This is a genomic window from Aestuariibaculum lutulentum, from assembly GCF_032926325.1.
Lineage (GTDB): Bacteria > Bacteroidota > Bacteroidia > Flavobacteriales > Flavobacteriaceae > Aestuariibaculum > Aestuariibaculum lutulentum.
The window spans coordinates 2,362,275-2,387,019 of sequence record NZ_CP136709.1 but is presented as its reverse complement, the minus strand read 5'-3'; the positions used below and the strand labels follow the sequence as shown (position 1 = coordinate 2,387,019).

Below are 24,745 nucleotides of genomic sequence, written 5' to 3'. Positions count from 1 at the left end.
CTTCTATTTTTAAGAATAAACGAAATTAGTCTTCTTTCTTCTTTTTACCTTCTAAACGTTTTACTGTATCATACATAATTGGCGATGCAATAAATAATGAAGAGTAGGTACCAACTACGATACCAACGATTAAAGCAAACATAAATCCTCTAATAGAATCTCCACCAAAAATAAAGATTGCTAATAATACTACTAATGTCGTAGACGACGTATTTAAGGTTCTTCCTAAAGTGCTGCTTAACGAGGTATCAACAATCTTTTGAAAATCCCAACTTGTATGTTCGTTAACGTACTCTCTAATTCTATCGAATACAATTACGGTATCGTTTAATGAGTAACCAATTACCGTTAAGATAGCTGCGATAAACGCCTGATCGATTTCCATGCTAAATGGCATGAATTTGTAGGTTATTGAGAATACTCCTAATACAATTAATACGTCGTGGAATACTGCTGCTACTGCACCAAGTGAATATTGCCACTTTTTGAAACGGAATAAGATATAAAGGAACACAACTATTAACGATCCTAAAATCGCCCAGAATGATGCTTGTTTAATATCATCTGCAATTGTTGGACTTACTTTGTAAGACTCCATTAATCCAACCACTTTGTTTACGTTGTTGTTATCGATAAACTCTTCGTAAGACTGACCTCCTAAATAAGGTTGAATAGCAGCGAATAATTTAGATCTGATTTCTTCGTCTACTTCCTTACCTGTTTCATCAATTTTATACTTGGTTGTAATTTTTAAACTATTACTCTCACCAACAGTTTTAGCATCAGCACTGTTGAAAACGTCTGGTTGAGATAATACACTCTTAATTTCTGAAGCGCTAACATCTTGCGGGAACACCACACGGTAAGTTCTACCTCCAACAAAATCTACACCCTGATCTAAACCATTAGTAGCTAATGAACCGATACCTAATGCAATAACAATTCCTGAAATGATATAAGCTACTTTACGCTTCTTTAAGAACTCAATATCAATTCTTCTGAATAAGTTTTTAGTCAATCCAGTAGAGAACTCTAACTGACCACCTTTGTTTACATACCAGTCGATTAATAATCTTGTAATGAAGATTGCAGTAAATAATGATGTAGCAATACCAATTAATAATGTTGTTGCGAAACCTTTAATTGGACCTGTACCGAATACGAATAAAATTAATGCTGTTAAACCAGTTGTAATGTTCGCATCTAAAATTGATGATAAAGCGTTGCTAAATCCGTCCTGAATCGCTTCTTTTTGTCCTTTACCTTTAGCAATCTCTTCACGAATACGCTCGAAAATAATTACGTTCGCGTCGACCGACATACCAATGGTTAATACGATACCGGCAATACCAGGTAACGTTAATACCGCTCCTAATCCTGATAAGATACCAAAGATTAATAAGATGTTTAATAACATAGCAACATCAGAGAAAGCACCTGCTTTTCCGTAGTAAACTACCATCCATACTAAAACTAAAGCTAAAGCAATCATGAATGACATTGTACCACTATCAATCGCTTCCTGACCTAAAGATGGTCCTACAACATCACTTTGAATAATATCTGCCGATGCCGGTAATTTACCTGCACGTAATACGTTCGCTAAATCGATAGCCTCATTTAATGTAAAGTTTCCTGAAATAGATGAATTACCTCCAGCAATTGGTCCTGAAGTTACACCTGGAGCAGAATACACTACATTATCTAAAACGATAGCAATCTGGCTTCCGTTAGTAAATGCTTCACCCGTCATTTCTTCCCAGATTTTAGCACCTTTTGCATTCATTTGCATAGATACTGTTGGTCTGTTCATTTGGTCGTAATCCTGACGTGCATCAGTTACTACAGCTCCACTTAATTGTGGCTCATTATCTCTGTTTCCAGCTAAAGCGTATAATCCAACAACTTCACTGTTTTTTTCTGGTTTACCAAAAGCAAACTTCGTGTAACGCATTTCTGCAGGAAGTAAAGCTCTTACTTGTGGCATGTTTAAGTATTCTAATACTTGATTACGATCTGTAACTTCAAAATAAGCTACAATTGGTCCGCCTTGGTATCCTGGACCACGAATTAAATCGAAAATTGGGTTTACTGTATCTACGGCTGTAGAATCTGTAGTAGCATCACCTAAAAGATCATCGATAGCATCTTCCTGGTCATTGCTTTCAACTTCTTTAGTTTCAGATTTTGTATCAACAATATCTTTTAACGTTTCGTTCGCCTGAGTTAAGAAACCAAAAAACTGCTCTCCTCTGTAAGCATCCCAAAACTCTAACTGTGCTGTACTTTGTAATAAAGATGTTGCTCTTTCAATATCTTTAACCCCTGGTAACTCTACTAAAATACGACCAGACGTTCCTAAACGTTGAATGTTTGGAGATGTTACACCAAACTCATCAATACGCTTACGTAATACTTCGAAAGCAGAAACGATAGACTCGTCAATTTTTCTCTCGATAACCACTTTTACATCTGCATCAGACATACTTCCATCAATCTCACCATCTAATGTTTTTGTATAGAAAATATCTGGAGAAGCTAATTTAGTATCCCCTTTAATCTTATCGAAAGCGATAAAGAAATCTTCTAAATATGTATTTTGAGAATCTTTTTGTAATTCTGAAGCATCATCTAAAGCCTTGTTAAATACAGGGTTTTTAGTATGGTTAGCCAATCCTTTTAAAATGTCTTTTACAGACACCTGAAGAATAACGTTAATACCTCCTTTTAAATCTAAACCAAGGTTCATGGCTTTTTGTTTCACTTCGCTATAAGTGAATTTTGCAATACCCATGTTAAACACGGTATCATTGGAAATAGCATCTAAATATCTTAATTCTTCTGCACTTCGTTTTGCTCTGAAATCGTCTTCTGTTTCAGAGATTTTGTTGATGGCAACTTCTTCTGCCTCGCTCTCTATTTGACTTGCTTTAAACGTGAATGATAGCTGGTAAATACTTACCAATCCGAATAAAACCGCAAATAATTTTACTAATCCTTTATTTTGCATGTTTTGTTGTTTTTGTGTCACTCTAATCCACTATAAAAATGAATTAAACTTTGACACGCTTTTAGTTAATTAAAATTGTAATTGTTGCTCTAAAAGACGACATCTTTTAGATTGCTTTAAGTGTATATTTGAGTTGTTGGGAAGCCTTTATAAAAACTGAAGCATAACACAAACCATCAATTGAAAATCAATCAATAATATTCTGTTTTAAGCTAACCCTGAAGATATAGGGCCTGCGCGTACTTCAGGAATATTACCCGTTGTATTATCTATAGCAACGGCAATATCTCTAAATACTTTTAACGCAACTTCAACAGTAAGATCGTTGTTGTTAACGTCTTGTATGGTATTGAAATAATAAACATATGGATTAAAAAACCTGTCGAAATCCTGCTTAGCACTAAGCATATGCTTTCCGCCAAAACCAGACGGTGCGTCGTTAGCTTTGTGAATTTCAAAAACATCGAATTTATAGGTTTTAGACTCGTCGTCTGAAGGGAACTGGTTATTTGCAGTATTGCTATAACCAATATTTAGTGAATCATCATCAGAAAGTAAATCTTTAATACTGGCAACATCGGCAGCACTGTAGTACGAAATAACTACTTCTCCATTTTGCAGTTGCTTTACCTGAACAGCATCGGCACCGATAGCTTGCAGTTGACTGGTAACCTCCTGGATAGCACAATGGGCTTCATCAGATGTTACTTCAACATCTGTGAATTGCAGTACTATCTCCTGATTAGGCTCAGACGTTCGATTCTGATAAATACCTAAAAAGGAAATTAATACGATTAAAGCACCAAAGTACCATTTTGTTCTCATGCGCCAAATATAAAAAAAAGACTGTATTTCTACAGTCTTTCCTTAAAATATCTAAATTTTTCTTCTGGTATCTTATAGTTCAAGTAAACCATTGGTTTTTCTAACGCCTTCGGCGCTTGATTGCATGTGTGCTTTTTCGGCATCACTTAAAGGAATATTAACAATACTTTCAATACCGTTTTTACCTAAAATCACTGGTACTCCGATACAAATATCAGATAATTCATATTCACCGTCTAATAAGGTTGAACATGGATACATTTTCTTCTGGTCGCAAGCAATCGCCTGAACCAATCCGCTAACTGCCGCTCCTGGTGCATACCAAGCCGAAGTTCCTAAAAGTTTGGTAAGTGTTGCGCCTCCAACTTTAGTGTCTTCTGCTACTTGCTGTAAACGTTCTTCTGATAAGAATTCTGAAACTTTCACACTATTTCTTGTAGCATGCGATGTTAAAGGCACCATACCTGTATCACTATGACCACCAATAACCATTCCGTCTACATCGCTAATTGGAGCTTCTAAAGCTTCAGCTAAACGGTACTTAAAACGTGCTGAATCTAAAGCACCACCCATACCTATAATTCGGTTTTTAGGTAAGTTTGTTGTTTTATGCACTAAGTACGTCATGGTATCCATTGGATTACTTACAACAATGATGATGGTGTTTGGTGAATGTTCGATTAAGCTGGCAGCAACAGATTTAACAATTCCAGCATTAATACCAATTAATTCCTCGCGAGTCATACCCGGTTTTCTTGGAATTCCAGAAGTAATAACACAAATATCGCTATCTGCTGTTTTACTGTAATCTCCTGTTACACCTGTAATTTTTGTATCAAAACCATTTAACGAAGCGGTTTGCATTAAATCCATAGCTTTACCCTCGGCATAGCCTTCTTTAATGTCTACTAAAACGACTTCTGAAGCAAAATTTTTAATGGCAATGTACTCTGCACAACTAGCACCTACGGCGCCTGCACCTACTACTGTAACTTTCATATTTTAATGTTTTATAGTTTAATATGTATTTTGATTTTTTTCAACTTTGTAAAGAAAGAACTTAAGGAATTGTTTTGCCAGAGAAAGCAAAAACTTTAGGTTTTCCCTTCCAAATTTACGAATTAATATACTCTAAATAAAAAAAGTGCAAGATTAAATCTTACACTTTTTCAGAAATTTTTATTGATTAATTTATGATTTATCTGAAGCCAAAGTTTAACCCGACAGAAAAGGCATTAAACTCAGCTAAATGGTATTCTGCATTAAATCTGAAAAAACCTATTTTTAATTTCGTACCAACAGTTCCTCGCATTCCAGATACTTTGCTGGATACCGAAAACGGATCGGTTATACTTTGCGAACCACTTAATGGCCCTGTAGTAACAGTGTAAGTTCCTAATAAATCAGATTCCGATTTTCCGCTGATATACCCTACTCCACCATAAAAATTAATAATAGGCAATTTGGTTGAAGCAATTAACTGAAACAGCCAAGTATTGGTATCGTTTTCCAACTTCTGATTGTCTCCATCAACGCCCGACGATTCTGTTAAATCATAAGAAGCGCCAAGATACGTATAAGCCACCAGACCAGAAAGTGCTACGGGCAATAATTTATCAGCCGGCAACCATTTGGTTGCTTCAAACTGTAATCCAGCACCGTACATATTAAAGGCAACCTCATCGGTTTTAATTTCAGGCATAAAACGCGCTTTAACTTCAATGCCTTTTATTAAGCCAACACCACCTTGAATAAATGCTGAGGGTAATAAATTACCACTTGCATTACCAATGCCCGAAGGTAATGTAATGCGTTCGCTGGAAAGCGGGTTATTTTTATCTGTGATTATAATATCGATGTCTGGATTATTTTCTCCTAAAGCGGTAGCCACCTGTTTTGATGTCTCAAAATCTGAAAAATTCACAACATAATCATAATCCGCACTGTTATAATCTGCAATATTCATTAAAAACGATTTATCCGATTTACTAATTAAAGAAGCATTCATAACCACCGAAATTTCAAATCCTCCTAAAGGTTTGGCATCAGCGGTATTAAACCAGTTAGCATTCATACTGTACATTAAACCATTGGTTGCCGGTGCCAGATAATCGTTTGTAAATCGTTGTGCATTTTCAACACCAGCAATAAGTAACGCGTCGACATCATTTTGGGCTTTCGAAACTAATGTCGCTAAACCAAAGATTGTGAATAAAGCAATTTTTTTCATTTTGTAAGTTTAGGGTTATTATCAAAAGTAGAAAAACAGAATCAAAAAACACCATTCAGCGTTTAAAATTAACATCTTAGCGATAATTAATTAAAATAAAAGTCTGAAACTTATATTAGGTGTTAATGGCAATGGAATAATCGTTTATAGTTTATCATTTTGAAAAAAGCTTACTAACCTTTATTACCAAAACTCAAAACCATCCCCACAATTTTAACGTATGTTATGTTAAAACAACCATCCTATTTGGGTGGCTGTTTTTAAAAAAAGCTATATTTACAGTCATGAAAAACAAACTACTCCTGCTACTTGTCTCTCTAATTGTTCTTAGTTCATGTACTAAAGACAACTCTAACAGTTCAAGCAATTATAAAATTGAAAACCAACAGGCAACAGGAAGTTCAGCTTATGATATTCTTTCTGATGATACTTATAAAAGCTTAGTAATAGAATTAGTTTATGTTGAAGGTTTTGCTCCAACAGCGGCAGCATTAAACAATTTTCAAAATTTTTTAAATGACCGAATTTACAAACCCGACGGCATTACAATAGAAACGCGTGCCATTGCTTCTCCGGGAGAATCACCATATACCACAAAAGAAATTGCTGCGATTGAAGATAAGAATCGTACCCTTTACAATTCAGAAAACCAAATAGCTGTTTGGATGTTTTTCGCCGATGGAGAATCTGACCAAAACGATGAAGACAGTGTTGTTTTAGGTACAGCCTACCGCAATACGTCGTTTGTTATTTACGAAGAAACCATTCATGGCTATAGCGATAGCCGATACGAGCCCAACCGAGGCACATTGGAATCTACTGTGATTAACCATGAATTTGGCCATATTTTAGGACTTACCAATTTAGGAACCGCCATGACCGAAGACCATGAAGATCCGGAACACGATAAACATTGCGACGTTGAGAGCTGCCTGATGTACTGGGCTGCAGAAAGCTCTTCAAGTCTAGGAAATCTCTTTAATGCAGGAACCGTTCCGCAATTAGACCCGAAATGCCTTGCCGATTTACAAGCTAACGGAGGTAAATAACCCATTAATTATTTTAAACCTACAAATCATGAAAAATTTATTTTTTACAATTATTGGTGCAATCATATTTAATTTAAATTCTTTTGCACAAGATGCTCATTTTGGTATCAAAGGCGGGTACAATCTGGCCGCCGTACAATACGACGACGATTACGAAACCGGACAACGTCATGGATTTCACATAGGGTTTTACGGTGAATCTTTCCTTAATGAAAATATAGCATTGCAAGTTGAGTTTCTATATTCACAACAAGGTTTTGAATTAGAAGGAAATAATGCCACTTTCACCCAAAAACTGGATTATTTAAACCTACCTTTAATGTTAAAATTATATCCGGATAAGCATTTCTTTCTTGAAGCCGGACCACAGGTTGGCTTAGCTATATCTCACAAAGAAGAATATAAAGGTTTATTTTTTGACGGATTTAGAGAAACCGAACCCGATAATTTTGATTGGGGCCTAAATTTTGGTGCTGGTTTTAAAACAGATTCAGGTGTATCTTTTGGCGCCAGATATCACTTAGGTATGGGAGATATTTATGACGATGGAAATCCGAAAAACCGCGTATGGCAATTCTCCGTAGGTTTCGATTTCTAAAATAGGAACTTAATAAAAACAAAAAAGTCGCTTTTCAAGCGACTTTTTTGTTTTGTATATTCTACAATTATGCATCAATATTAGCATAAACAGCATTCTTTTCAATGAAATCTCTACGAGGTGGCACCTCATCTCCCATTAACATAGAGAAAATTCTATCGGCTTCAGTACCGTTATCGATTTGCACCATACGTAAAGTTCTGAATTCCGGATTCATAGTCGTATCCCATAATTGCTCCGCATTCATCTCTCCAAGACCTTTATAACGCTGAACACTTACACTACCTCCAAATTCTTCTGTAATGGCATCACGCTCTTTATCATTCCAAGCGTATTGCTTTTTATTTCCCTTCTTAACTAAATATAATGGAGGTGTTGCAATATATACGTGACCTTCTTCAATAAGTTCCTTCATATAACGGAAGAAAAACGTTAAGATTAGTGTAGCAATGTGAGAACCATCAATATCGGCATCACACATAATTACAATCTTGTGATAACGTAATTTCGATAAGTTTAAAGCTTTACTATCTTCTTCTGTACCTATAGTAACTCCCAAAGCTGTAAAGATATTTTTAATCTCTTCATTTTCGAACACTTTATGAGTCATGGCTTTTTCAACATTCAAGATTTTACCACGTAATGGTAAAATCGCCTGGAACGCACGGTCACGACCTTGTTTTGCAGTACCACCTGCCGAATCTCCCTCGACAAGGAATACTTCACATTTTGCAGGATCCTGCTCCGAACAGTCACTTAATTTACCAGGTAAACCACCAATACTCATAACGGTTTTACGTTGAACCATCTCACGCGCTTTTTGTGCTGCATGACGCGCCTGAGCTGCCAAGATTACCTTTTGAACAATAATTTTAGCATCGTCTGGGTGTTCTTCTAAGTAATCGGCTAACATTTCAGAAACCGCCTGACTTACACAAGCTGAAACCTCGCGGTTACCTAATTTCGTTTTTGTTTGTCCTTCGAATTGCGGCTCTGCCACTTTTACAGATACAATGGCTGTTAAACCTTCACGGAAATCATCACCGGCAATGTCAAACTTTAATTTGTCTAACATACCTGATTCATCTGCATACTTCTTAAGCGTATTTGTTAAACCACGACGGAAACCTGATAAGTGAGTTCCTCCTTCGTGTGTATTAATGTTATTTACGTAAGAGTGTAAATTTTCGGCATACGATGTATTATACACCATAGCCACCTCAACAGGCACACCATTTTTCTCTCCTTCAAAAGAAATAACATGCTGCATTAATGGCTCGCGAGTCGCATCTAAATACTTGATAAATTCTTTAAGACCTTCTTCCGAATGGAATGTTTCACCTTCAAATTCACCATCTTTTTTAACAGCGCGTTTATCAATTAAATGAATAGTAATTCCTTTATTTAAGTATGCCAACTCACGCATTCTGCTTGCTAAAGTATCGTAGCTATACTCTAAAGTTTGTTGGAAAATAGTCGCATCAGGCTTAAAGGTCACGATGGTTCCACGCTTATCGGTTTCGCCTACTTGCTTTACAGGGTACAACGACTTTCCTCTTTCGTACTCTTGTTCCCAGATTTTACCATCGCGGTGAACGGTTGCTTTTAAATGGTCTGAAAGTGCGTTAACACAACTCACACCTACCCCGTGTAAACCACCAGATACTTTATATGAATCTTTATCGAATTTACCTCCGGCACCAATTTTAGTCATTACAACCTCAAGCGCAGAGATACCTTCTTTTTTATGTAAATCTACAGGGATACCACGACCATCATCCTCAACAGTAATCGAGTTATCCTCGTTAATTGCTACAGTAATATTGTTACAGTGTCCGGCTAAAGCCTCATCAATCGAGTTATCTACGACCTCATATACCAAGTGGTGTAATCCACGAACGCCTACATCTCCAATATACATCGACGGACGCATACGTACGTGCTCCATTCCTTCAAGAGCCTGAATACTATCGGCCGAATAACCATTCTTGTTAAATTCTTCTTTTGCTTCGCTCATATTTCGAAATTATCTTAAATTTTAATCTAGTTATCGCATAAAAAAATGACGCACAGGCATCATTTTATCAGTACAAACAAATATACGAAATAACAAACCTTTCAAAAAGCTTTTTATCGACTTTATCTATTAATTATCAACAATTGTTAATTAATTAAAAATGCCTTAAATCGCCTAAAAAAGGCCTTAAAATTGATTTTAGCGTTTTTCTTTATTTTCTAAAATTTGAATTTCACCAAAATTCAATACAAGCATTTTAATCACGTATTTAAATCTCGCAACTCCTTCTAATTTTGGAAGATTTTCAGCTTAAATCTTCCTGTTTTCATTTAAAAGATTTAAATTCATCGTAAACATGATGTTTGTCACATTTTCATCATTTAGTAAGCAATAAATTTGCGTTACACTAAATAACTTAACACCGTTATGAAAATTAAAAACAAAACCTTAGTCTATTGCTTTTTACTCTCTCTATTTTTTCCTGCAACGATACTAAGTCAAGAGACAGAACAATTCAAACCTACCTTTAACTGGAACATTACCTCTCAATTCTGGCTTAGATATTCCGATTTAAATGACGGCTCGGAAATTCACGGAGAACCTACTTCTGATTTTTTTGATATTTCTATTCGCAGATTACGCATTCCTATATCTGCTCAAATAACACCAAAAATATATGCTTATGGTATGTTTGGCGGTAACAATTATAATTTTAAAGGCGATGACTTCCCTATCGGCATCTTAGATTTATATGTAGAATATTCTTTTGCAAAATATTTTGAGGTTGGCTTTGGAAAATCGGGTTGGCAAGGTTTAAACAGATGGAATATTCGTTCCAGCAAAACTTTAATGGGATTAGACTCTCCTCTGTTTACGTTGAACTCTGTTGAAATTAATGACGATATTGGACGTTTATTCGGACTTTGGGTTAAAGGTCAGGCTGGAAATTTTGATTACAGAATGACGTTTAACAGACCTTTTTATGTAAAAAACATTCCAAATGGAGCTGTTAACTTTGCTAACAACAAACCCCGAGTAAAAACTTCGGCTTATGTAAAATACCAGTTCTTTGATCATGAATCGAACAAATCGGCTTACCAAACGGGCACCTACCTTCAAAAGAAAAAGGTATTTAATGTTGGTGCAGGTTTTCAATACCAGCCTGAAGCGATGAGCGACGGCGATGCCAACCTTGAGGAAACCAACATTTACGACATTACTCATTTTGCAGCCGATTCTTTTTTAAATCTTCCGCTTTCAAATGGCAATGCTATTACAGCATACCTAGGGTATTTCGATTACGATTTTGGTAAAGACTACATCCGAAATGTTGGCGCTAACAACCCAACCACTGGCGGCGGCACTGACTTTAACGGCTCTGGGGTTGCATTCCCAATGATTGGAACGGGAACTACCTGGTACGGACAATTTGGTTATGCTTTTAAAGAGGTACAAATTTTAAATCTCCCAACAGTTATTCAACCAAATATTGCTGTGCAACATTCTAACTGGGATGCTTTAAATGATAACATGACCGTATATGATTTTACCGTAAACTTTCTTATCAATGGCTCTCATGACAACAAAATAAGTTTAGGATATCAGCACCGTCCTATTTTTGATGCCACAACGTTAGAACAAAAAGACTATAAAGGTATGGCAGTTCTGCAATATCAAATTTCGTTTCATTAAACCCATTTTTAAAAATTAAACACAAACACCAGTTTCGTTATATAAACAATAAATTATTTTTAACTTTTTTAACAAATCGATAATAGCTTAGCGTATCCTTAAAAAAAATGTTGATAGTATGTTTATTCTCTATATATTTGAGAACGAATAAATAAAAATGACAGTAATTAACAACAATAATAATTTCAATAATCCTAAAAGTTAGGAGAGGAAGGTTATTGTTTAAAATATACGTAAAAAGCCTTCCGAGTTCGGAAGGCTTTTTTTTAACCGAAAATTTATTAGACATGAGTAAAATTATGACCGTCGACATCCTGTCGAGTATTAAAGGAGCACAACCCAGCGAGGCTGTGAACAAATTATTTGATGTAATTAAAAATGCACAAGCAACAAATAATACCTCTTTTAATAATAATCGTAATAATTGCGTGTCATTAGACGATTTAAGAGAAGACGAAGTGATTGAAAGTTCTGCAACCGAAAAGCAAATTATTATTGAAAACTTCCCGAAAGAGAAAAAAGGCTACTTAGTAGTTTCTAAAATTATAGAAGAATAACATATGGACTCTCAAATACATAAAATTCACCAGCAACTGGCAAATAAAGAGATGTCTTGTGTTGCTCTGGTTACAGAAAAATTGAACGCCTTAAAAGCTAACACCCATAACACCGTAAACTCTACTTTAGAGGACTTAGCCCTTGATTTAGCCGCTAAAGTCGATGCCAAAATTGCAAATGGTGAAACTATTGGATTGTTGGAAGGGATTCCTTTTGGCATTAAAGATGTTTACATGCTGCAAGGCACAACTACCACGGCGAGTTCCGATTTACTTAAAAACTACAAATCGGCTTACACCGCAACAGCTATTCAAAAGTTGCTTGATGCTGGCGCTATTCCTTTGGTAAAAGAAAACTGCGATAGTTTTGGTCATGGTTCGTCAAGTGAAAACACCATTTTCGGATCGGTTAAAAACGCTATAAACCCAGACCTTGTTGGTGGTGGCTCCAGTGGTGGATCGGCGGTAAATGTGGCGAAAGATTATACTGTATTTTCTATTGGCGGCGATACCGGAGGTTCGGTACGTCAACCAGCAGGTTACAACCATGTTTACGGACTAAAACCCTCTTATGGACGTATTTCACGCTACGGACTTATGGCCTATGCTTCGTCAACAGATTGTGTTGGACCTATCGCCAAATCAGTTGAAGATATACGTATCGTCTTAAACGTGATGAGTGGTAAAGATGTAAAGGATCAAACTACTTACACTTCCGTGGAAATTACCGCCGATAGCATTACAGATGCTTCTGAAATTAAATCAGTAGGTTATTTTAAAAACTTTATTGAAAGCGATGCGATTGATCCGAAAATTAAAGCTGACTTTTTAAACACCATTGAAAAAATTAAAGCCAAAGGTATCGAAGTGAAGGAACTGGATTTCTTTCAGTCTGATATTTTGGTATCTACCTATTACACACTTGCCATGGCAGAAACAGCCTCTAACCTATCGCGTTTAGATGGCAGTAACTACGGTAACCGTATTGATGATAAAAACTTAAAAGAATCTTATGCCGTAACGCGTTCTGAAAATTTTTCAGAAGAAACTAAACGAAGAATTGTTGGTGGAAACCAGGTACTATCACAAGGTTTTTCAGATGAAATCTATTTAAAAAGTTTAGCGCTTCGCGATGCGATTTCTGAAAACTTTGAAGATGATTTTAAAGATGTCGATATCATCTTATCACCGGTAACACCAAGCACACCTCCAGAAATTGGTAACAGTTTAAAAGATCCGCACGCCATGTATTTAAGCGATGCGTACACAGTTGGATTTAGTCTTGGCCAATTACCAACTTTAACCGTTCCGCAAGGTACTGAAACAGGCTTACAAATCACAGCCGCAAAAACGAATGACGAACTTGTTTTGAAGTTTGCTAACTTCTTAAAAGATACGATATAATGGAATTAGAACAACTAGACGCGCTTTTAAAAGCACACGAATTAGAATTGGTTATCGGACTAGAAACTCACGTTCGATTAAACACAAAAACCAAGCTGTTTTGTTCTTGTCCTAACCAAGAAATTGAAACACCAAACCAAAATATATGCTCTGTTTGTACCGGCCAAATGGGGGTTTTACCTGCTGTTAATAAAGAAGCCGTAAAAAAGGCTATTTATTTTGGAAAAGCAGTAAAATCAACCTTTTCTAACGATGTCATTTCGTGGGATAGAAAACACTACGAATATCCGGACAACCCGAAAAACATACAAATTACACAGTTTCACAACCCGATTATTCCGGACGGACAAGTCTCTTGTTTCCGTAATGATGGGTCTCAGTTTACTGTAAACTTAACTCAGGTACATATCGAGGAAGATGCAGCTAAACTGATGCACGAAAAAACGGTTTCTTTGGTAGATTTCAACAAAGCCGGTGTACCACTTATTGAAATTGTTACTGAACCTTGTATTCGCCATATTGAAGATGCTTCAACATACGCGCAATACATTCAGCGTATTGTTCAGAATTTAAAAATCTCTGAAGCTAACTTAGAAAAAGGAGAATTTAAGTCGGATGTGTCGGTGTCACTTCGTAAAAAACATTCTTATACTTTAAATCCGCGTACCGAAATAAAAAACTTAAACTCGTTTAAGTTTATGGTCGATGCCTTAAAAGAAGAAGTTGAAAAACAACTGAACTATTACATCGAGCATAAAGAATTTAGACCAGATCAAACTACCGTGCTTTGGGATGCCGATTTGAAGCAAACCAAAACCATGCGTAAAAAGGAATACGAGGCCGATTACCGTTTTATCTCGGAACCAGACCTGCCTTTTGTTTGTATAAAAGATGTGGTAGAATCGATTGATGTTGATGTAAGTTCATTACCTTTTGCGGTAGAATCTATCTTAATTAAAGGTGGTGTTTTACCGCAGGATGCGAAGTTTTTCACTGCTGATTCTTTACGTTCTGAAACTTTTGTAGCAATTAACGATGTTATTCAAGATCCGTCGTTTGTTGCAAAAACATTAACTAACAACATCAAACCTGAAGAATACGGAGACATTCACCGTATTGAACATTTAACTGAAATTTTTCAGTTATTTAAGTCTGAAAAAATTACCTCTGTATTGGTTCAAAACGCGATTACCGAATATTTAAAAGACAGGCATTTTGATTACAACCAATATTTTGATGAGAATACCATTTCTGAAGAAAAAATCCAGGATGCCATTGCTAAAGTCATTTCAGAAAACGAAGCCATAGCTAACGACATTAAAGGCGGAAACCAAGGCAAAGCTGGAATTTTAGTTGGAAAAGTAATCGCCATTATCGGTAAAGGCGCTTCTGGAAAAGTGATTCGTGAAGGGATTTTAAATGCTCTGCAAGCGGATAGCACTTCAACGTCATCAGCTGAGTCAACTGTAAAAACAAAAGCTGAAGCGCAGAGTTCTTCTAAAAAAGAGCAAGAAGAAGTTTTACCTGAAATTCCAATCGTCATAAAAGAAGAATATCGAACACATTTAATTACCGATATTACTGATTATAGCATTAATCAGGAAGTCACTCTTGCAGGTTGGGTTTCGAGTGTTCGTGATCACGGCGAATTAATTTTCATTGATTTGCGAGATTCAAGTACCGAAATTTTTCAGGTGCGTTTAAGCCGAGAGTCTTTCACTAACCTTGATGAACTGGTACGTTTAAAGCCTGAGTCGGTAATAACAGTTTCGGGAACTATTGTGCAACGTAAAGAAGACGATTATAATACCGCTTTACGCACAGGAAAAATTGAACTGGAAGCTAAAGATCTTGATATTTTAAATCTTTCAAGAACACTGCCGTTTGAAATAAAACGTGCCACAAAAACCAACGAAAACACCCGTTTTCAATATAAATATTTAGATCACAGAAATGACGATGTGCGTCGTACCATTGTTAACCGTCATAAAGTGATTAAACTGCTTCGCGACATTTTAGATGAACAGGATTTCCTTGAAATAGAAACACCTATTTTAAGTGCCGGAACCGACGAAGGGGCCCGTGAATTTATTGTGCCTTCAAGAAAACAAGCTGGGGCTTTTTATACATTGCCACAGGCACCACAGCAGTTTAAACAAATGTTAATGGTGAGTGGTTATGAAAAATATTTCCAGATTGCACGTTGTTTTAGAGATGAAGATTCTCGTGGCGACCGTCAGCCAGAGTTTACGCAGTTGGATATTGAAATGGCTTATGCGAGTATGCAGCAAATCATAGATTTAAACACTAAAATGTTTAATGAAGTTGTGACTAAAATTTACGGTAACAAATGGATTTTACACCCGTTTGAAGTTCTAACCTACAAAGAAGCGATGGATAATTACGGATGCGACCGTCCAGACTTACGTTTTGGATTAAAACTTCAGGATATAACTGAGATTGTTAAAGACACGACATTCCAGGTTTTCAGTAAACCAATTGAAGAAGGCGGTATTGTAAAATGTATTAAAGTAACAGCCGAAGAGCAAGGTAAAAAGCGTTTATCTAAAGGGCAGATTGAAAAATTAACAGCCATAGCACAGCAACACGGTTTAGGTGGTTTGGCCTATATTATTGTGAACGAAGACGATTTACAATCGCCAATTATTAAATTCTTAGGTAAAGACATCGCTGCCGGAATTATTAAAGCTACGCATGCTCAGGTAGGTGATATTGTTTTCTTCTCGGCTGCCGATTATGCTACTGCAAATAAAGCTTTAGATGCCGTACGCCAAGAATTAGGAAGCATGTTGAAATTAATTAACCCTAAAGAATTAAGACCAGCCTGGGTAGTCGATTTCCCAATGTTCGAAAAAACAGATGAAGGTCGCTGGACATTTACACACAACCCATTCTCAATGCCTGCTGTTTACGATATTGAAAAACACATGAGCGGTAAAGACGAAGAAATCGGTTCCATTATTGCTCAGCAATACGATTTAATTCTGAATGGTTACGAAATTGGTGGCGGTTCGGTGCGTGCCCACAAACCAGAGATTTTAGAAGCCACTTACAGAAACATGGGCTACAATAAAGAAGAAATGCTAAAAAGCGTGGGCACCATGTACAAATCGTTCCACTACGGAGCACCGCCACACGGTGGTATTGCCTGGGGTGTCGATCGATTAATGATGATTTTAGAAAAGAAAACATCCATTCGTGAAGTGATGGCTTTCCCTAAAACCGGAACCAGTGAAGATTTACTGTTTGGGGCGCCATCCATGCTTTCAGATAAAAAAGTAGAAGAAATGAATGTAAAAATCATGAGAAAATAATTCTCAGTTTGAGTTAATAATAAAAAAGCTTCAGTATGTTCTGGAGCTTTTTTTTATCATTGAATTTAAACAAATTAAAAAAATTAACAGTCTTAAATAATATTTAGAAAAACTTTAAGAACATTTCATTTTATCTTTAAAAACACAATAATCTTTAAACAACTAATATCATTTTTATGAAAAAATCAACTTTATTAACCACACTTGCTTTTGCCTTTGTTATGCTATTTTCTTTAAATGCAAGTGCTCAAAAATTTGCAAAATTAGACAAAAGCCCATTAGACATTGCTTATTACAGAACCGACAGAAATGCTCCACCAATGGCAAAAGTTATATACAGCAGACCGCAACTTAACGGAAGAGCTTTAGCAACCTTAGCACCAAACGGAAAAGTTTGGAGAACAGGTGCTAACGAAGCAGCAGAAATAAAATTCTATAAAGATTCTAAACTTGGAGGCAAAGATGTTAAAGCTGGCACATACTCGTTATACACGATTCCTGGTGATAGTGAATGGACAATTATTTTAAGTTCAGACACCGATGTTTGGGGAGCCTACAATTACAAAGAAGCCAACGATGTTTTAAGAGTAAAAGCTCCTGTAAGTAAAGGAGAATCTGTAGAAGCGTTTTCTATAGCATTTGATAACGATAATATGTTTTTAGCTTGGGATACCACAAGAGTTGCCGTACCAATCAGTCAGTAATTATAAGTTTATAGCATAAAAAAAACACCTTGAAATATCAAGGTGTTTTTTTTATGCTTCAATGTTTTCAGCCATATCGTATAATCGGTTTAAACTTCGGCGTAGCACATAAAATCGATGAATCCCAATTACAAAAAAGACTATCGAAAAGACCAATGAAATATAAGCCAGGTAATCAAAATTAGAATACTCATCTTTCAACTGAAAAAAAGCAAAACTCCCGATCAATAAATACAAAGACGATCTAATATAGGACAACAACGTTCGTTCATTAGCCAAACGTGTACGCTCAATAGACAACTGATCGCGTAAAATAATTCGGCCGTCTGGTGTAAACTCTCGCTTAGTACTTAAAAACTTATGTCGTTTTTTTTTCAAGGTTTCGTGTTTTAAACATCCACCTTAAAAATACAGTATTTTTTTAAGGAATATTTAAATACTTATGTGTTTGTAAAGAAACTTTCCACTTTGGGTGTTTCATCACATAATCCACGATTTCCGGAATTACTTTATCACGTTTGCTCCATTCCGGCTGCATATACAAAATACAATCTCCATTTACTTTAGCTGCTTGTTCTTCAGCAAAACGAAAATCATCCTTATTATATATAATCACCTTAAGTTCGTTGGCTTTGGCATATACTTCTTCGGTAGGCAACTTCATTTTTTTGGGCGATAAACAAATCCAATCCCAGATTCCGGTTAACTTATAAGCCCCAGAAGTTTCGATATGAACCTGCATCCCTTCAGCTTTTAACTGAGTTGTTAAAGCCGTCATATCCCAGGTTAAAGGTTCCCCTCCGGTTATAACAATGGTGTCACTATACTTTTTAGCGTTCTCTACAATCTTCGTTGTTTCGGTAGGCGGGTGTAAATCGGCATTCCAGCTTTCTTTTACATCACACCAATGGCAACCCACATCGCAACCACCAACACGAATAAAATATGCGGCAGTTCCCTTATGATATCCTTCCCCTTGTATGGTGTAAAACTCCTCCATTAAAGGCAACATTTCGCCTTTCTCTACTAATGATTGTATTTCGCTTTTCATGGGTGCAAAGATACGTATTCATTTACTTATTTCACTTTTTTTACCGTTCATTTAACGTCTTGATTTTTTCATCAAAATAAAGACATTCAACAATATGCAAAAATTGGGTTTAAGACTATGGATATTCACAAAAAACAGCTATTTTTTTCTTCATCAATTTTCATGTATTTTTAACCAAAACTAAAGGTATGAGCAGAACAGACGATTTTTTAAAACACATTACTGAAGGCAATATAACTAAGGGAGACTTCATTCCTATTGGTGCTGCCATGTTAGATGGACAAACCATTACTGGCGCCCACGTAAAAATTCCTTTAAAAACCTTAAATCGTCATGGTTTAATTGCCGGAGCTACCGGAACTGGAAAAACAAAATCGTTGCAGGTTTTAGCTGAAAATTTAAGTGAGCGTGGCATTCCTGTTTTGCTTATGGATATTAAAGGCGACTTAAGCGGACTGGCAAAACCGAGTCCGGGGCATGTGAAAATAGATGAGCGTATGGCTCAAATTGGTTTGCCTTTTGAAGCCAAAGGTTTTCCAGTTGAAATGTTAACCTTATCGGAACAAAACGGTGTTAGACTTCGGGCCACCGTTAGCGAATTTGGACCTGTATTATTATCTCGAATTTTAGACTTAAATGATACGCAAGCCGGAATTGTAGCAGTAATATTTCAATATTGCGACAATAATAAACTGCCTTTATTAGATTTAAAAGATTTTAAAAAGATTTTACAATACGCTACAGATGAAGGTAAAGATGAATTTATTGAAGCTTACGGACGAATTTCAACGGCGTCAACAGGAGCCATCTTACGTAAAATTGTAGAACTGGAACAACAAGGTGCCGATTTGTTTTTTGGAGAAACCTCATTCGATGTTCAGGATTTATTACGTATTGATGAAAACGGACAAGGCTATATAAACATCATCCGATTAACCGATATTCAAGACAGGCCAAAACTGTTTTCAACCTTTATGCTTAGTTTACTGGCGGAAATTTATTCTACTTTTCCTGAACAAGGCGATTCCGGTAGACCTGAATTGGTCATATTTATTGACGAGGCACATTTAATTTTTGATGAAGCTTCAAAAGCGTTACTCAATCAAATTGAAAGTATCGTAAAATTGATTCGTAGTAAAGGTGTCGGACTGTATTTTGTAACACAAAACCCAACCGACGTTCCTGAAGAAGTTTTAAGTCAGTTAGGTTTAAAAATTCAGCATGCCTTACGCGCCTTCACCGCAAAAGACAGAAAAGCGATTAAACTAACCGCTCAGAATTATCCGGATTCTGAATATTACAACACCGAAGACGTTTTAACATCGCTTGGTACAGGAGAAGCTTTAGTATCGGCTTTAGATGAAAAAGGACGTCCTACGCCTCTTGCCGCAACCATGATGCGAGCACCTATGAGTCGTATGGATATTTTAACAGATGATGAATTGAAAGAACTACTTTCAACCTCAAAAATGGTTAAAAAGTATAATGAAACCATAGACCGCGAAAGTGCTTACGAATTATTAAATGAAAAAATTGCAAAGGCAGAAGCTGACGAAGCCAAAGAAAAAGCTAAAAAAGAACAGGAAGCTTTAAAAAAAGCCAAAACTTCATCATCAACAAGACGCCGAAGCACAGCAATGAACCCTGTTGTTAAGGTATTAACCAGTGCCACATTTATTAGAAGTGTTTTTAGTATTTTAACTAAAATCATGAAAAAATAATACGACATTTGTCGTTTAAAAAACAAAAAACAACCTATCTATCATTACATGAAAAAATTAATATTAAGCATCTCTGCATTGTCTTTATTATTTGCAAGTTGTAGTAAAACGCCAGACCCTTTTGAGGTATCAAAACAACATGTGGGGTTATTAACAGACTCTACACTTGTTAAAGACTTAAAAACCATATTTATTAACGATTCCATAGCAGAAACCTTTAACGATAAAGGTGCCTGGGGTGTTGATAAAAGCATTGAGGTTTTCGATAAAGCAGGACAAAAACTTTTAATATTAAACCCGGAATATAAAACAGATACGACGGCAGTCGTAAAAAGCATTCAAATTATAGATCCGCGTTACAAAACCGATAAAAACATTACAACAGCAAGTACGTTTAAAGATATTAACAGCAATTACAAAATATCAAGAATCGATAACTTAATTAATTCGGTTGTGGTTTCTGTAAACGATATCAATGCTAGTTTTACCATTGATAAGAAAGAATTACCTGCCAATATTAGATTTGATATGAATCTGGATATTGAAGCCATGCATATTCCTGATAACGCTAAAATAAAGTACTTCTTTATTAACTGGTAAACCTTATGAATCCGTTTTTATCCAAATTACTGGTCGATGTTGCTCGCAAAAGGCTAAAAAGCAAAAGCGATGCCCCTGTGAGTAAACGGCAAATTGTGCCACTGGTAAGGATATTTCAGGTGGAACTGGCTCACGCTATTAAAGAATACATCTTTATAATCATTGGTGTATTTTCTGCCGGATTCGGATTAAAAGGATTTTTATTACCTAATCATTTTATTGACGGAGGCGCCACTGGTATTTCATTATTACTAAACCATGTGACGTCTCTTGATTTAAGTATCTTCCTGATACTTGTCAACCTTCCCTTTTTAATATTAGCCTCAAAAACTATTAGCTTAAAATTTGCTATTAAAAGTATTGCCGCTATTGCTTTTTTAGCTTTTGTTGTTCATTTTATCGACTACCCCACCATAACCGACGATAAACTTTTAATTTCTGTTTTTGGTGGTTTTTTCCTTGGTTTAGGTATCGGATTATCTGTGCGAGGCGGCAGCGTAATAGATGGTACCGAAGTACTGGCTATTTACTTGAGCCGCAAGTTATCACTCACTATTGGAGACGTTTTACTTCTCATCAATATTTTAATATTCTCGGTTGGCGCTTATGTCCTTTCCATTGAAACGGCACTTTACGCAATTTTAACGTATCTTGCGGCCGCAAAAACTGTCGATTTTGTTGTTGATGGCGTTGAAGAATATGTTGGTGTTACCATTATATCAACACACCACGAGGAATTACGTGTCATGCTCACTGATAAACTCGGACGTGCCTGTACCATTTACGCAGGCAAAGGTGGCTTTGGAACCACAGGAAAGAGTTACGATAAAGATATTATTTACACCGTAGTCACCCGTTTAGAACTTGCAAAACTTCAAACTGAAATTGACAAAATAGACAGAAACGCCTTTATAATAATGGGGGTTGTAAAAGACCTAAAAGGCGGTATGATTAAGAAGAAACCCTTACAGGGACATTAAACGAAAACCAAAATATTTTGGCCAATAAAAAATACACTGTACAAAACAGTCCGTTTGTTGTACCTACAACCGATGGCAAAGTTATAAAAGAACATTTTGGCGTTGCTACAAATGGCAATAACAACATTAGTATCGCCCATATGAAAGCACCTGCCGGGTGGAGCGAACCTTTTCAAACACCTGAATTCGACGAATACACATTTATAATAAGTGGTAGAAAGCAATTTATTATTGAAGGAGAAACCGTTATTTTAGAAGCTGGCCAATCCATAAAAATAGAACGCAATACCCGAGTACAATACTCCAATCCGTTTACCGAAGTCTGCGAATACATTGCCATTTGCACACCTGCATTTTCAATGGATTTAGTACACCGAGAAGAAGAACATTAAATGAATAATACCCTTGTTAAAACAATAGGTAAACTTGTTAACACAGTAAGCTACCTATCACCAAGTTATGCAGCTAAAAAAGCTGTAGATATTTTTTCAACCCCTAGAAAAGGAAAATTACACACCGAAGAATTAGAATACCTAAAATCGACCAAGCAAAAAGTTTTTAAATACAACGGTATAGACATCCACACCTATCAATGGACAGGATCTAAACAAACTATTTTACTGGTTCATGGTTGGGAAAGTAACGCCTATCGATGGAAAGATTTAATAGACATTTTTAAAACAGAAGATTATAATATTGTGGCTTTAGATGCACCAGGGCATGGTAATTCCGGACACAAAACATTTAATGCAGTTTTATATTCAGAATGCATTAATATGGTGGCTCAGGCATTTAAACCAGACGTTATTATCGGTCATTCTATTGGAGGTACGGCCTCTGCTTTAGCTACTAATAACCATAAACTTCCCATTGAAAAATTAATCATGTTAGGTGCACCTTCTAACTTTGACGAGGTTATTGAAAACTACGTTAAAATTATGGGCTACAACAAAAGAGTTGTAAATGCTATGGATGCTTATTATTTAAAACACTTCGGAAAATTACCTAGTTTTTACAGCATCAAAAACTTTTCAGAACATCTGGAAGCCGACGGATTAATTATTCACGATAAAAAGGACCGCATTATTTCGTATCGCGATGCGCTTCACATTTCAAAATACTATAAAAATGCGAAGCTGGTTAAGACCAAAGGTTTTGGTCACGGCTTAAAAAACGAAATCGTTTACAATCATATTTTAGAGTTTTTAAACGCTTAGAATTGTTGTATTTTTACTCCCTAAATTCATTATCTCAAGACCATGTCGGAAGAATTAAAACGTATTAATAAATATTTAAGTGAAATTGGATACTGCTCACGCAGAGAAGCCGATAAACTTATTGATGCCGGTCGTGTAACTATAAACGGCAGTGTTCCTGAAATGGGTACTAAAATTGCACCGGGCGATGTGGTTTGTGTTGATGGTAATGAAGTAAAAAACACCAAAGAAAGCTTTGTATATCTGGCTTTCAACAAACCAGTGGGCATTGTGTGTACTACGGACACCAGCGTTGAAAAAGACAACATTATCGATTATTTAAACTACCCGAAACGCATCTTTCCTATTGGGCGATTAGATAAACCTAGTGAAGGTTTAATTCTTTTAACCGACGATGGCGATATTGTGAACAAAATTCTCCGTGCCAGCAATAACCATGAAAAAGAATATATTGTAACGGTAGACAAGCCTATTTCTCAAACTTTTATTGAGCGTATGGCTGGTGGTATTTATTTAGAGGATTTAAAGAAAACCACCAACAAATGTAAAGTAGAAAAGCTAAGCACTTACGAATTTAAAATTATATTGACTCAAGGACTAAACCGACAAATCCGTCGTATGTGTGCGTATTTAAATTACGAAGTACAGACTCTGAAACGTGTTCGCATTATGAACATTAAACTGGACACACCTGTTGGAGAATACCGTGAATTGACCAAAGAAGAGTTCGCCGAATTAAATAAACTCATTAGCACCTCAACTAAAGTCTTCAAACCAAAAACAGACAGACGTTCTGGCACAACTTCTGAAAGACCGCAACAAAACGACAAAAGGCAACCGAAACGTAGAAAGCGTTAAAAACCCTACTTATTTTTATTGCTGTCATTCTGAATTTATTTCAGAATCTGGCATCAGCACGTATTTTAGATTCTGAAATAAATTCAGGTTGACAAAATATTCACTTTTTTCAATTATTACTTCTTACCAATCCAGGCTTTCCCGTTCTTCAACAATTCTTTTCCGCTAACATCATTCAATATAATGACAGCCATCATATACCAGGCAGAAAGTGCACAAATAATCAAATCAATAGCTGCAACTTTATTCATTACTGGAAAACCAAAATGCCCCAGATCTAAAAGGATAAAACCAATCAATAAAGTTGTAAATGTAACAGCCATGGCTGAATGAATATATAAAGATCCTACCCAGAATATAGCTGTTAAAAAAGTAAATCCCAGTAAATACAAACCTGTTTCAAAAGAAGTTGTTTCATAAACACCTAAGTGGTTCAAAATCCAAATGATACCCAAACCAATCCAAAATGCACCATAAGTTGTAAAAGCAGCAAAACCGAAGTTATTTCCTGTTTTTTGCTCCATAAAACCTGCTATAAACTGCGCCAATCCTCCAAAAATAAGGCCCATGGACAAAACAGGACCCAAACCAGAAAAACCAAGGTTGTGAAACTGTAACAATAAAGTGGTTAAACCGAAACCAGCTAATCCTACCACTGCTGGATTTCCTAATTTGTTGTTGCTCATATCGAACTATTAAAGAATTAAAATTGGCCGCAAAAATAAATTATAAACATTTTTAAAATCATGACTAAAAGCAGAAAATTTGTCTTTATTTTTTCCTATCTGGCAGCCCACAATTAAAATGCAGATAATAGTTATTAATCGATTCGCATCTTCATTCCCCAAAAGGAGAAAATAGACAAGTGACCGCACAAAAAAAAAGCAGCATTTAAAA

The 24,745-nt window shown here is 36.0% G+C and carries 21 protein-coding genes; 13 read left to right on the top strand and 8 right to left on the bottom strand.

Annotation, left to right across the window (positions count from 1 at the left end; all coding sequences use genetic code 11):
- Window positions 1-25: 25 nt before the first annotated feature.
- From secDF to R1X58_RS10145, 4 genes are all read right to left on the bottom strand, one after another.
- Window positions 26-3,010, bottom strand: a complete 2,985-nt coding sequence (gene secDF / locus R1X58_RS10160) for a protein translocase subunit SecDF (RefSeq protein ID WP_240574903.1) — start codon at window positions 3,008-3,010, stop codon at window positions 26-28.
- 207 nt (window positions 3,011-3,217) lie between these two features.
- Entirely contained in the window at window positions 3,218-3,835 is a 618-nt protein-coding gene (locus tag R1X58_RS10155) for a hypothetical protein (protein WP_240574902.1), read from the bottom strand.
- Window positions 3,836-3,907: 72 nt separating this feature from the next.
- Window positions 3,908-4,834: a malate dehydrogenase gene (locus R1X58_RS10150; RefSeq protein WP_240574901.1), complete on the bottom strand. Its 927-nt coding sequence runs from the start codon at window positions 4,832-4,834 to the stop codon at window positions 3,908-3,910.
- A 199-nt stretch (window positions 4,835-5,033) separates the two neighbouring features.
- Complete coding sequence (locus tag R1X58_RS10145) at window positions 5,034-6,065, bottom strand: DUF6588 family protein (RefSeq protein ID WP_240574900.1); 1,032 nt, start codon at window positions 6,063-6,065, stop codon at window positions 5,034-5,036.
- 284 nt (window positions 6,066-6,349) lie between these two features.
- On the opposite strand from R1X58_RS10145, the gene R1X58_RS10140 reads away from it, so the two are divergent.
- Both R1X58_RS10140 and R1X58_RS10135 read left to right on the top strand, forming a co-directional pair.
- On the top strand, window positions 6,350-7,114 hold the full coding sequence (locus R1X58_RS10140; RefSeq protein WP_240574899.1) for a zinc metalloprotease: 765 nt from the start codon (window positions 6,350-6,352) through the stop codon (window positions 7,112-7,114).
- Window positions 7,115-7,142: 28 nt separating this feature from the next.
- Window positions 7,143-7,712, top strand: coding sequence for a porin family protein (locus tag R1X58_RS10135; protein WP_240574898.1), 570 nt, complete (start codon window positions 7,143-7,145; stop codon window positions 7,710-7,712).
- A 67-nt stretch (window positions 7,713-7,779) separates the two neighbouring features.
- On the opposite strand, the gene gyrB is transcribed toward R1X58_RS10135, so the two are convergent.
- Window positions 7,780-9,729: a DNA topoisomerase (ATP-hydrolyzing) subunit B gene (gyrB, locus tag R1X58_RS10130; RefSeq protein WP_240574897.1), complete on the bottom strand. Its 1,950-nt coding sequence runs from the start codon at window positions 9,727-9,729 to the stop codon at window positions 7,780-7,782.
- A gap of 426 nt (window positions 9,730-10,155) precedes the next feature.
- Between gyrB and R1X58_RS10125 the strand changes: the two genes are divergently transcribed.
- The 5 genes from R1X58_RS10125 (at window position 10,156) to R1X58_RS10105 (ending at window position 17,421) form a co-directional block, all read left to right on the top strand.
- A complete protein-coding gene (locus tag R1X58_RS10125) occupies window positions 10,156-11,421 on the top strand; it encodes a porin (RefSeq protein ID WP_240574896.1) in 1,266 nt (421 codons plus the stop codon).
- Between the two features lie 287 nt (window positions 11,422-11,708).
- Window positions 11,709-11,978, top strand: coding sequence for an Asp-tRNA(Asn)/Glu-tRNA(Gln) amidotransferase subunit GatC (locus R1X58_RS10120; protein WP_240574895.1), 270 nt, complete (start codon window positions 11,709-11,711; stop codon window positions 11,976-11,978).
- A gap of 3 nt (window positions 11,979-11,981) precedes the next feature.
- The gene (locus tag R1X58_RS10115) at window positions 11,982-13,382 is read left to right on the top strand and encodes an amidase family protein (protein ID WP_240574894.1); all 1,401 of its coding nucleotides are present in this window, start codon (window positions 11,982-11,984) and stop codon (window positions 13,380-13,382) included.
- Entirely contained in the window at window positions 13,382-16,717 is a 3,336-nt protein-coding gene (gene gatB/aspS, locus R1X58_RS10110) for a bifunctional amidotransferase subunit GatB/aspartate--tRNA ligase AspS (protein ID WP_240574893.1), read from the top strand. Before R1X58_RS10115 ends, gatB/aspS begins: the two co-directional genes overlap by 1 nt.
- A 176-nt stretch (window positions 16,718-16,893) precedes the next feature.
- Window positions 16,894-17,421 carry a DUF2911 domain-containing protein gene (locus tag R1X58_RS10105; RefSeq protein ID WP_240574892.1) on the top strand — a complete coding sequence of 176 codons (528 nt, stop codon included), beginning with the start codon at window positions 16,894-16,896 and terminating at the stop codon, window positions 17,419-17,421.
- A gap of 51 nt (window positions 17,422-17,472) precedes the next feature.
- On the opposite strand, the gene R1X58_RS10100 is transcribed toward R1X58_RS10105, so the two are convergent.
- Window positions 17,473-17,799, bottom strand: a complete 327-nt coding sequence (locus R1X58_RS10100) for a DUF202 domain-containing protein (RefSeq protein ID WP_240574891.1) — start codon at window positions 17,797-17,799, stop codon at window positions 17,473-17,475.
- Between the two features lie 43 nt (window positions 17,800-17,842).
- Complete coding sequence (locus R1X58_RS10095) at window positions 17,843-18,472, bottom strand: 7-carboxy-7-deazaguanine synthase QueE (protein WP_240574890.1); 630 nt, start codon at window positions 18,470-18,472, stop codon at window positions 17,843-17,845.
- Window positions 18,473-18,660: 188 nt separating this feature from the next.
- On the opposite strand from R1X58_RS10095, the gene R1X58_RS10090 reads away from it, so the two are divergent.
- Genes R1X58_RS10090 through rluF form a run of 6 tightly spaced genes read left to right on the top strand, consistent with a single transcriptional unit; the run spans window position 18,661 to window position 23,848 of the window.
- Window positions 18,661-20,193 carry a helicase HerA-like domain-containing protein gene (locus R1X58_RS10090; protein WP_240574889.1) on the top strand — a complete coding sequence of 511 codons (1,533 nt, stop codon included), beginning with the start codon at window positions 18,661-18,663 and terminating at the stop codon, window positions 20,191-20,193.
- Window positions 20,194-20,241: 48 nt separating this feature from the next.
- Window positions 20,242-20,793 (top strand): hypothetical protein, encoded by a 552-nt coding sequence (locus R1X58_RS10085; protein ID WP_240574888.1) that lies wholly within the window; start codon window positions 20,242-20,244, stop codon window positions 20,791-20,793.
- A 5-nt stretch (window positions 20,794-20,798) separates the two neighbouring features.
- The gene (locus R1X58_RS10080) at window positions 20,799-21,773 is read left to right on the top strand and encodes a YitT family protein (protein WP_240574887.1); all 975 of its coding nucleotides are present in this window, start codon (window positions 20,799-20,801) and stop codon (window positions 21,771-21,773) included.
- Window positions 21,774-21,790: 17 nt separating this feature from the next.
- Window positions 21,791-22,165, top strand: coding sequence for a cupin domain-containing protein (locus R1X58_RS10075; protein ID WP_240574886.1), 375 nt, complete (start codon window positions 21,791-21,793; stop codon window positions 22,163-22,165).
- Complete coding sequence (locus R1X58_RS10070; RefSeq protein ID WP_240574885.1) at window positions 22,166-22,990, top strand: alpha/beta fold hydrolase; 825 nt, start codon at window positions 22,166-22,168, stop codon at window positions 22,988-22,990.
- A 42-nt stretch (window positions 22,991-23,032) separates the two neighbouring features.
- The gene (rluF, locus tag R1X58_RS10065; RefSeq protein ID WP_240574884.1) at window positions 23,033-23,848 is read left to right on the top strand and encodes a 23S rRNA pseudouridine(2604) synthase RluF; all 816 of its coding nucleotides are present in this window, start codon (window positions 23,033-23,035) and stop codon (window positions 23,846-23,848) included.
- A 116-nt stretch (window positions 23,849-23,964) separates the two neighbouring features.
- Here rluF and R1X58_RS10060 read toward each other — a convergent pair whose 3' ends face one another.
- A complete protein-coding gene (locus tag R1X58_RS10060; protein ID WP_240574883.1) occupies window positions 23,965-24,534 on the bottom strand; it encodes an acetate uptake transporter in 570 nt (189 codons plus the stop codon).
- Between the last annotated feature and the right edge of the window lie 211 nt (window positions 24,535-24,745).